This is a genomic window from Streptomyces sp. NPDC002265 (assembly GCF_040296125.1).
Taxonomy (GTDB): Bacteria; Actinomycetota; Actinomycetes; order Streptomycetales; family Streptomycetaceae; genus Streptomyces.
Genome location: NZ_JBEOWS010000355.1, coordinates 1 through 9843, shown reverse-complemented (window position 1 = coordinate 9843; position 9843 = coordinate 1). Strand labels below are relative to the sequence as shown.

6 protein-coding genes and 1 riboswitch are annotated in these 9843 nt (G+C 72.2%); of the genes, 4 read left to right on the top strand and 2 right to left on the bottom strand.

What is annotated here, in order from left to right:
- Positions 1-1668, top strand: a 1668-nt coding sequence (locus tag ABT085_RS38620) for a DUF5691 domain-containing protein (protein WP_351619260.1), incomplete at its 5' end; no start/stop codon positions are given.
- A gap of 136 nt (positions 1669-1804) precedes the next feature.
- Here ABT085_RS38620 and icmB read toward each other — a convergent pair.
- Complete coding sequence (gene icmB, locus ABT085_RS38615; protein ID WP_351619257.1) at positions 1805-2221, bottom strand: coenzyme B12-dependent isobutyryl CoA mutase small subunit; 417 nt, start codon at positions 2219-2221, stop codon at positions 1805-1807.
- 530 nt (positions 2222-2751) lie between these two features.
- Here icmB and ABT085_RS38610 point away from each other — a divergent pair.
- The gene (locus ABT085_RS38610) at positions 2752-3645 is read left to right on the top strand and encodes an esterase/lipase family protein (RefSeq protein ID WP_351619254.1); all 894 of its coding nucleotides are present in this window, start codon (positions 2752-2754) and stop codon (positions 3643-3645) included.
- Between the two features lie 299 nt (positions 3646-3944).
- A complete protein-coding gene (locus ABT085_RS38605) occupies positions 3945-5495 on the top strand; it encodes a M23 family metallopeptidase (protein WP_502982917.1) in 1551 nt (516 codons plus the stop codon).
- 69 nt (positions 5496-5564) lie between these two features.
- On the opposite strand, the gene pcrA is transcribed toward ABT085_RS38605, so the two are convergent.
- Positions 5565-8048, bottom strand: coding sequence for a DNA helicase PcrA (gene pcrA, locus ABT085_RS38600; protein WP_351619251.1), 2484 nt, complete (start codon positions 8046-8048; stop codon positions 5565-5567).
- Positions 8049-8405: 357 nt separating this feature from the next.
- A riboswitch (cyclic di-AMP (ydaO/yuaA leader) is annotated at positions 8406-8576 on the top strand.
- An 8-nt stretch (positions 8577-8584) separates the two neighbouring features.
- On the opposite strand from pcrA, the gene ABT085_RS38595 reads away from it, so the two are divergent.
- Entirely contained in the window at positions 8585-9751 is a 1167-nt protein-coding gene (locus ABT085_RS38595) for a C40 family peptidase (protein ID WP_351619248.1), read from the top strand.
- Positions 9752-9843 lie beyond the last annotated feature (92 nt).

Below are 9843 nucleotides of genomic sequence, written 5' to 3'. Positions count from 1 at the left end.
CCGCGGGCCGCGGCCGCCCCCACCCCCCCCCCCAGCGGGCCGGGCCCGCGCCGGCCCCGCGGGCGGGGCGCCCCGCCCCCCCCGCCCCCCGACCCGCGCCCGGCGCTGCCCCCGGCGGCGGCGCGGCGGCTGACGATGCTGCTGGCCGACCGTCCCGGCGCGGGCGGCGGCCGCAGGGGTACGGCGCCGGACCTGTTGGAGCTGCTGCCCCAGTGGCTCCAGGTGGCGAACTCCCATGGCTTCGCCGCACCGCCCCAGACGATGCCCGCGCTGCTGGACGCGGCCCGCGGCCGTACGGATCTGCGCCCGGCGGTGCTGGGGTTCGTGGGTCCGCGTGCCGTGTGGCTGGCGCGGCTGAACCCGGACTGGAGGTTCGCCCTGCGGGCGACGCCGGGTGCGGGGGCGGCGCTGCCGGGTCCGGGCGAGGCCGACCGGGTACGGCAGCTGTGGCAGGAGGGTCTGTTCGCCGAGCGGGTCGCCCTGCTGTCGGCGATCAGGGCACGTGAGCCCGGGGCGGCACGCGAGCTGCTCGACTCGACCTGGGCGGCGGAGCGCGCGGAGGACCGGCTGATGTTCCTCGACTCGCTGCGCACGGGCCTCGGCCCGGGGGACGAGGCCTTCCTGGAGCGGGCGCTGGCGGACCGCAGCCGCAATGTGCGGGCGACGGCGGCGGAGCTGCTGTCGGCGCTGCCGCACTCCGCGCTCGCCGCCCGGATGGCGGTGCGGGCCGGGGCGTGTGTGGCCGTCGATCACATGCGGACCGCGCCGACGCTGGCCGTGGAGGCACCGCACGTGTGCGACGCGGACATGGAACGCGACGGGGTGGTGGCCAAGGCGCCGGCGGGCCGTGGGGAAAGGTCCTGGTGGTTCGGCCAGCTGGTGGAGGCGGCACCGCTCGCCACCTGGCCGGCCCGGCTCGGCGGGCGCACACCCGCGGAGATCGTGGCGCTGCCCGTGGCGGACGACTGGCAGGGCGAGCTGCACGCGGCCTGGTGCCGGGCGGCGACGCGGCAGGGGGACGCCGGGTGGGCGCGGGCGCTGCTCGGCACCCCCTCGGCCCCCGAGGCGGGCGGGCCGGGGGCGGTGTCCCTCGCGGAGCGGGCGAGACTGCTCGGGACGCTGCCCGCGGGCGAGCGGGCGGCGTGGGTCGCCGGGTTCGTCGCGGCGCACGGCCTGTCCGAGGCGTTCCAGCTGCTCGGGGTGTGCGCGGTGCCCTGGGCCGAACCGCTCGGCCGGGCGGTGGTGGACGCGCTCAACATCGCACGGGACGCCGGAAGCTATCCCTGGAGCTTCAGCGGGGTGATGGGGCTGGCCGAGCGCTGTCTCGACCCGGCGGAGGCGGGCCGGCTGGACGGGCTGCTGGCGGTGCCGGACGAGCCGGAGGACGCGTCGCCGGGGGCCGGGGGTTACTGGGCGGAGGCGTTCCAGCGCCTGGGCACCACCTTGCGCCTGCGCGCGGTAATGATCAGGGAACTGGGCGTGACGACCACCGGACACCCCCCGACGGCACACGACTCGGCCCCGGACGACCGGGCCCCGGACCCCGCCATCCCGGACGACCCGGCCCCGGACAACCTCGCCCCCGACGCCCCCGACGCCCCTGGCCCCGGCCCCAAAGCCTCGACCGCCCCGGCCCCGGACCGCGCCACCCCAAACACCCCCGACTAGGACCGCACCGTCTAGGACGCCCCCGACCCACCCAGTGCCGAGGCACTGTGGACGCCCCCCCGTAGCGCCGCGTCCGTAGCGACACGGGCGTCCACAGCGGCACGCCCGTCCGCGGCGGGGCGGTCGTCCAGGGGCGCTACGCTCCCGCCGGCTGGCGTACGTTGGCGCGGACCCAGTCCACGATCGACGTCGTCGTCGCGCCGGGTGTGAAGATCTCCGCGACGCCCTTCTCCTTCAGCGGCAGGATGTCCGCCTCGGGGATGATCCCGCCGCCGAAGACCAGGATGTCCGCCGCGTCCCGCTCCTTGAGCAGGTCGATCACCGCCCCGAAGAGCGTGTTGTGCGCCCCGGAGAGGATGGACAGCCCGATGGCGTCCGCGTCCTCCTGGATCGCCGTGTCGACGATCTGCCCGGGGGTCTGGTGGAGCCCGGTGTAGATGACCTCCATACCGGCGTCGCGCAGGGCTCGCGCGATCACCTTGGCCCCACGGTCATGACCGTCGAGCCCCGGTTTGGCCACCACTACGCGGATCGGACCGGCTGCCACACCCATCACTGCCTCCATGAAGCGACTGCGTCCATCCCTACCGACGAGTACCGCACACACCGCGCCGCCCGGGAGGTGAACGAACGTTATCGCCAGCATCCCGCAACCGGCAGTTTCGCGAAGGTGGCCAGGGGGGAAATCACACGATGGGACACGTTAGCCGCGCATAGTTCCGAGTCTCCGCGGCCTCCCGAGCCACACTCCGGTGGGGCCGAGGGGCGAGGAGGGAACCAGCGCACGGGAGCCGCAACGAGGTCGCCGCACCACCGGCCGCGCGCCGGTGCGGTGTGGCGGGTCGACACAGGAAACGCCGGGCACACCGACCGCACGACCCACCCGGAGCACCCGCCCGGGGCACAGCATCCGATCAGAGCCGCAGAGCGCTCGGAGCACCAGGAGCGCGGAAGGCAGAGGGAACAGAGAGCAGCAGGAGACCATCGCGCACCCGGCGCACCCCACCGACACTCTCCGTCGCGACTTCCACGAGAGCACACGGGGAACAGAGCCGTCCTCCGCGTGCCGACAGGAGGTCGGCCATGAAGGTCACCCGGGCGCTGCCGCCCTTTCTGCCTCTCTGCCAGCGGATGCTGCCGGTTCTGCCGGTCAGGCTGGCGGGACTCTCCCTCACCCTCCTGAAGGCGACCGCCCTGGAGATCGCGATCCTCGCCGGACATCTGCTGCTCTACCCGTCCGGGATCATCCAGGAGCGAGGCGCGTCGGCCGCCCTGGACGGCCCCGGGACCCCCGGCACCCCCCAACTGCCGGCCCGGCCCGAGCCGCCCGTCGTCCTGCTGCACGGCTTCATCGACAACCGCTCCGTGTTCGTCCTGCTGCGGCGCAGTCTCGCGCAGCACGGCCGGCACCAGGTGGCCTCCCTGAACTACTCGCCGCTCACCTGCGACATCCGCACCGCCGCGGAACTGCTCGGCCGCCACATCGAGGAGATCTGCGAACGCACCGGCAGCACGCAGGTCGACATCGTCGGGCACAGCCTCGGCGGTCTGATCGCGCGGTACTACGCCCAGCGGCTCGGCGGCGACCTGCGCGTACGCATCCTGGTCACGCTCGGCACCCCGCACTCCGGCACCCGGGTCGCGCGGCTGGCGAACGCGCACCCCATCGCGCGTCAGATGCGCCCGGGATCGGAGGTCATCGAGGAGCTCTCGCTGCCCGCGCCCGGCTGCCGCACCCGGTTCGTCAGTTTCTGGAGCGACCTCGACCATGTGATGGACCCGCTGGAGACGGCCTGCATCGACCACCCGGACCTGCTGGCGCAGAACGTGCGGGTGAGCGGGATCGGGCACCTCGCGCTGCCGGTGCACCCGGCCGTCGCGACCGGGATACGGCAGGCGCTCGACACCGCACGGCAGTCGGCCGCGGATCGCGTCGCCGGCACCACCGGGGGCCCGGGCGACGCGACGGTGGCCTGACGGCTCGACAGGGACAACGGACAGCTCGACGGAGACACTCGACAGAGACGACAGGCATAGAGGACATTTCGCCCGGGAGGCCGTTCGCCGTGACCGTCTCCCGCGACCCCAAGAGCTCTTTACATTCGAACAATCTTCGAACGCCAGGCCAAAGTCGTGCCCGCAGTCCCCCGAAACACGGCCGATTGCCCGTTTCCCGCAAGCACGAAACCTGCCGAAGATTGTCGTGCGCTCATACCGACGGGTACAGTCGCCGCACTGCTCTGGCAGCCCCTGTTGTCGAGGCGAAAGAGAAGTTGGTGAACGACCGTCACCCGTCGGGGATCATGACCACCCCGGCTCCGGCTTCCGAGCCCGCCTCGGCGCACTATGCGCCGTACGGCACCCAGGAGGCCCAGTACGGCGGCTTCACCACGTACGGCGTCGGCTACGACGCGAGCGGTTTCGGCATGACCGGCCCCGACGCCGGAGCGCACGCCTCCGGGACCTTCACGACCGGCCCCTTCTACGGCGACGGCAGCCTCCAGGGCAACGCCACCGACGCGGGCGCCTACGGCTCGTACCACGACGGCGCCGCCTACGACGCCGGCGCGTACGACGGCGGTCACCACACCGGCCACCACCACACCGGCCACCACACCGCTCACGACTCCGGCTCCTACGACGCGACCCAGTGGTCGGGCTACGACCCGTACGCGGCCCAGCAGAGCGGCTACGACACGGGGGCGTACGAGACGACGGCCTGGGCCGCCGACCACCAGCAGCTGTCCGCCGTCCCGCCGCAGACGGCGGGCTCCGACACCTCCGGGCAGTGGGACGCGCACACCTGGCTCCAGACCGACGGCACCCCGGCCGACCCGACCCAGCAGTGGGAATGGGGCACGCAGGCCTTCGACACCGGCGCCTACGACGCCACGCAGTGGAACACCGACGGCGACGCGCAGGACCTGTCCGACGAGCACCCCGAAGAACCCTCCGAGGAGCCTTCCGCCGAGGAGCCGGCCCCGGAGGAGGACGAGGAGCCGGCCGCCACCGGTGAGCTCCCCGCCGTGACGCCGCTCCTCGACGACCAGGAGGAGATCGCTCCGCTCCCGGCGCCGCGCACGGCCTCCCGCACCCGCCGCCGTACGCCCGCCAGGCGCTCCGCGCTGCTGACCGTCGCGGTGCCCTCGGTGTGCGTGATGGGCGTCGCCGGGGTCGCGGCCGCCTCGGTGGTGGGCAACCTGAACGACGACAGCAGGGACACGACCGCATCCGCCTCGGACGCGAAGGCGGTGAAACCGTCCGCCGCCAACATCAAGCTGGACAGCCAGCTGCGCAGCCTCTCCGCCGGTGCCGACGACTTCGCCGACCGGGCCAGCCGTACGCAGGAACGCATCGACCTCAGGGCCCAGCAGGAGTCCGAGAAGAAGAAGGCGGCGGCGGAGGCGGCCCGCAAGGAGCGGCTGCGCCCGAAGTACGCGATCCCGGTCGAGCACAAGGGCCTGAGCGCCTACTTCGGCCAGGCCGGCGTGAACTGGATGTCGGTGCACACCGGCATCGACTTCCCGGTCTCCTACGGCACGACGGTGATGGCCGCGACCGACGGCACCGTCCGCACGCAGTGGAACAGCGCGTACGGCAACATGATGATCGTGACGGCGATGGACGGCACGGAGACCTGGTACTGCCACCTCTCCTCGTACCGTGTCGCCTCCGGTACGACGGTGAAGGCCGGCGACCCGATCGCGTACTCCGGGAACTCGGGCAACTCGACCGGCCCCCACCTGCACTTCGAGGTGCGGCCCGGCGGCGGCTCGGCCATCGACCCGCTCCCCTGGCTGCGCAGCCACGGGCTCGACCCGACGTAACCGCGCACCACCGTCCGAAGCAGTGCCGATCGAGCCCCCGAGAGATCCCGAGGGCTCCTTCTACGACCCCTAGAGCTTCTCCACCGGCGCGTACCGCAGCAGCAGCCGCTTCGGCTTGGTGTCGCCGAAGTCGATCGTCGCCTCCGCGTTCGCGCCCGTGCCCTTCACGCCGACGACCGTGCCCAGCCCGAACTGGTCGTGCGTGACCCGGTCGCCGACGGACAGGGACACCACCGGCTTCTCCGAGGTCCGGCGCGTGGCGAAGCCGGACGCACCGGACGCCGACGAACGCGAGCGCGAGGACGACAGCGAGGCCGCCACCCCCGAGACCGGCCCCGAGGACACCGGTGCCGTCGCGCCCGTCCCCTTCCACTCCAGGTGGGTCGGCGGGATCTCCTCCAGGAAGCGGGAGGGCGGGTTGTACGAGGGCTGTCCCCAGGCGCTGCGCATCGCCGACCTGGTGAGGTAGAGCCGCTCACGCGCGCGGGTGATGCCCACGTACGCCAGGCGGCGCTCCTCCTCCAGCTCCTTGGCCTGGCCGAGGGCGCGCATGTGCGGGAAGACGCCGTCCTCCATGCCGGTCAGGAAGACGACCGGGAACTCCAGCCCCTTGGCGGTGTGCAGGGTCATCAGCGTGATGACGCCGTCGCCGTCCTCCTCGTCGGGGATCTGGTCGGAGTCGGCGACCAGCGCGACCCGCTCCAGGAAGTCGGAGAGCCCGCCCGCAGCCTCGCCCTCGCCGGTCTCCTGCTCGAACTCCAGGGCCACGGCGGCGAGTTCCTGGAGGTTCTCGATACGGGTCTCGTCCTGCGGGTCGGTGGAGGCCTGCAACTCGGCGAGGTATCCGGTCCGTTCGAGGACGGCCTCCAGGACCGTCGCCGGACCGGCGCCCGACTCGACGATCGTGCGCAGGTCGTCCATCAGCACGTTGAAGCGCTGGACGGCGTTGGTGGAGCGCGCGGCCATGCCGTACGCCTCGTCGACGCGCCGCAGCGCCTGCGGGAAGCTGATCTTCTCGCGCTGGGAGAGGGCGTCGATCATCGCCTCGGCGCGCTCGCCGATACCGCGCTTGGGCACGTTGAGGATGCGGCGCAGCGGGACCGAGTCCTCGGGGTTGGCCAGGACGCGCAGATAGGCCAGGACGTCCCGGACCTCCTTGCGCTCGTAGAAGCGGACGCCGCCGACGACCTTGTACGGCAGGCCGACCCGGATGAAGATCTCCTCGAAGACACGGGACTGGGCGTTGGTGCGGTAGAACACCGCGACATCGCCGGCCTTGGCCTGGCCCGCGTCGGTGAGGCGGTCTATCTCGTCGGCGACGAACTGCGCCTCGTCGTGCTCGGTGTCGGCGACGTATCCGGTGATGCTCGCGCCCGCGCCGGCGTTGGTCCACAGGTTCTTGGGGCGACGGGACTCGTTGCGCTCGATGACCGCGTTGGCCGCGGAGAGGATGGTCTGCGTGGAGCGGTAGTTCTGCTCCAGCAGGATCGTCGTCGCGTCCGGGTAGTCCTCCTCGAACTGGAGGATGTTGCGGATGGTGGCGCCGCGGAAGGCGTAGATCGACTGGTCGGCGTCACCCACGACGCACAGTTCGGCGGGCTGGAGGTCGAACTCGCCGGGCGGCACGTCCACGGGATGCTCCGAGGTGCCGACGAGCTCACGGACCAGCGCGTACTGGGCGTGGTTGGTGTCCTGGTACTCGTCGACGAGCACATGCCGGAAGCGGCGGCGGTAGTGCTCGGCGACGTCCGGGAAGGCGCGCAGCAGGTTGACCGTCGTCATGATCAGGTCGTCGAAGTCGAGCGCGTTGGCCTCGCGCAGCCGCGACTGGTACATCGCGTAGGCCTGGGCGAGGGTCTTCTCGAAGCCGTCGCCGGCCTGGGCCGCGAAGTCCTCCTCGTCGATCAGCTCGTTCTTCAGGTTGGAGATCTTGGCGCTGAAGGACTTCGGCGGGAAGCGCTTGGGATCGAGGTCCAGGTCGCGGCAGACCAGGGCCATCAGACGCTTGGAGTCGGCGGCGTCGTAGATCGAGAACGACGACGTGAAGCCGAGGCGCTTGCTCTCGCGGCGCAGGATGCGCACGCACGCGCTGTGGAAGGTCATCACCCACATCGCGTTCGCGCGCGGGCCGACGAGCTGCTCGACGCGCTCCTTCATCTCGCCCGCGGCCTTGTTGGTGAAGGTGATCGCGAGGATCTGGCCCGGATGCGCGTTCCGCTCGCCGAGCAGGTGGGCGATGCGGTGGGTGAGCACCCGGGTCTTGCCGGAGCCGGCGCCGGCCACGATGAGCAGCGGGGAGCCGGAGTGGACGACGGCGGCGCGCTGGTTGTCGTTCAGCCCCTCCAGGAGGGCGGCCGGGTCTACCGCGGGGCGCGGGGCGCCGTCGCGGTAGTACTCGTCCCGGTCCGGGGGCACGTCGAACTTCCCGCCGAACAGATCGTCCGGGACCGGCTCCGGCACGTGCTCGTCCTCGGGCGGAGGCGGGGGCTCCTCCCCATGGCCGCGGGGGGCCTGGAGATCCGCCAGGAAGCTGTCGTCAAAGAGGCTGCTCATCGCTCTCCGAGTCTAGGGCGCCGCACCGACAACCCGCCGCCGTCCCGGGAACATCCCCCCGGCCGGGCGGCCCCTGCCGAAGGGCCGGGAGGGGAACGTCACATTCAGTGGCCGGGCGGGCAAGGGCCATCGTCACCCTCGGTGACCCGGGCGCCGCGGTGCGACAAACCCGGAACACGTGGCCAAACGCCGTCAACCATGAGCATCCATGCCGGATCGACCGCACCCCGTCACAGCCGGGCCCTAGGTCACGAAAATGTATCGGGCATATCGCCCATCAACCTTCACAAGGGCCACAGGAGTTGGCTAGCGTGCCGGGCGGGCCGCACGACCCCCACCGGCGAACGTCGCCGGGCCGCGCGGCCTCCGCCGAGTCCGGAACGCCCGCACGGCAACCGGAGCCGGGGACCCAACCGAGAACCGGGGTGAATCGGCCCGCGTCCCCGTCGGGGGCAGGCCGTAGGGCAAACCTTCCGATCATCCGCCCGAACCCGACAGCTAACCCGGTAGGCGGAGTGTGGAAGGAGTCGCCTCTCTTGGCGTCGCACCGCAAGTCGCGTCCCGCAGGCACGCGCGCAGCAGGCATACGGACCCCCGCCCTGGCCACGGCGGCCCTCACCTCCGTCGCCCTGTTGTCCCAGACGGCCCACGCCGCCCCCTCGGCCGACGACGGCCGGCCGAGCGTGGAAGAGGTCGAGAAGAAAGTCGACGACCTGTACCGCCAGGCCGAGTCGGCGACCGAGAACTACAACGCGGCCAAGGAAAAGACCACCAAGCAGCGCAAGCGCGTCGACACCCTGCTCGACAACGTCGCCCAGCGCACCCAGAAGCTCAACGAGGCACGCGAGGAACTCGGTTCCTTCGCCGCGGCGCAGTACCGGACCGGTGCCACCGCGCCGGACACCGCGACCTTCCTGCTCGCGGACTCGCCCCAGGACTACTTCGACCAGGCCCAGTTGATGGGCCGGCTGACCTCGCGGCAGAAGGGCGCGGTCGACGACTACGTCACCGAGCAAGCCGCGACGATGAAGGAGCGCCGCAAGGCCACCGAGAGCCTCGGCACGCTCACCGACGCCCAGAACGATCTCCAGACCGCCAAGGCGGCCGTCCAGAAGAAGCTCGCCGCCGCGCGCGTGCTGCTGTCCCGACTGACGGCCGAGGAGAAGGCCCGGCTGGCCGCGATCGAGAAGCAGAAGCAGGAGGCGGCCGCGCTCAAGGCGGCGGAGCTGGCCAAGCAGCAGGCGGCAGCGGCGGCGAAGGAGAGCGCGGCTTCGGGCTCGTCGTCCTCGCCTGGCTCCTCCTCGGCCTCGTCCTCGTCCTCCTCGGCCGCGGACTCCACCGTCGGCACCCGCGCCGAGAAGGCGCTCGCCTTCGCCCGCGCGCAGATCGGCAAGCCGTACGTCTGGGGCGCGACGGGCCCCGGCTCCTACGACTGCTCCGGCCTCACCCAGGCCGCCTGGAAGGCCGCCGGGGTCACCCTGCCGCGCACCACCTACGACCAGGTGAACGCCGGCACCACCGTCTCCCTCGCCGATGCCCGCCCGGGTGACCTGGTCTTCTTCTACGACGACGTCAGCCACGTCGGCATCTACGTCGGCGACGGCATGATGATCCACGCCCCCAAGCCCGGCGCGTACGTCCGCGAGGAGTCGATCTACTACGACGGCGAGTCCGGGATCCACAGCGTGGTCCGCCCGGCCTGACGCCCGGCCCGGGCACCCGCCCGCCCTCCCTTGGCGGCGTACGTGACATTGCCCGCCCAGTTGCTCACCAGCTCGGCCATGCGGTCGTCCCT

Coding starts and splice junctions, on each gene's coding strand:
- icmB (WP_351619257.1), bottom strand. CDS start 2,221: ATGGGTGTGGCAGCCGGTCCGATCCGCGTAGTGGTGGCCAAACCGGGG.
- ABT085_RS38610 (WP_351619254.1), top strand. CDS start 2,752: ATGAAGGTCACCCGGGCGCTGCCGCCCTTTCTGCCTCTCTGCCAGCGG.
- pcrA (WP_351619251.1), bottom strand. CDS start 8,048: ATGAGCAGCCTCTTTGACGACAGCTTCCTGGCGGATCTCCAGGCCCCC.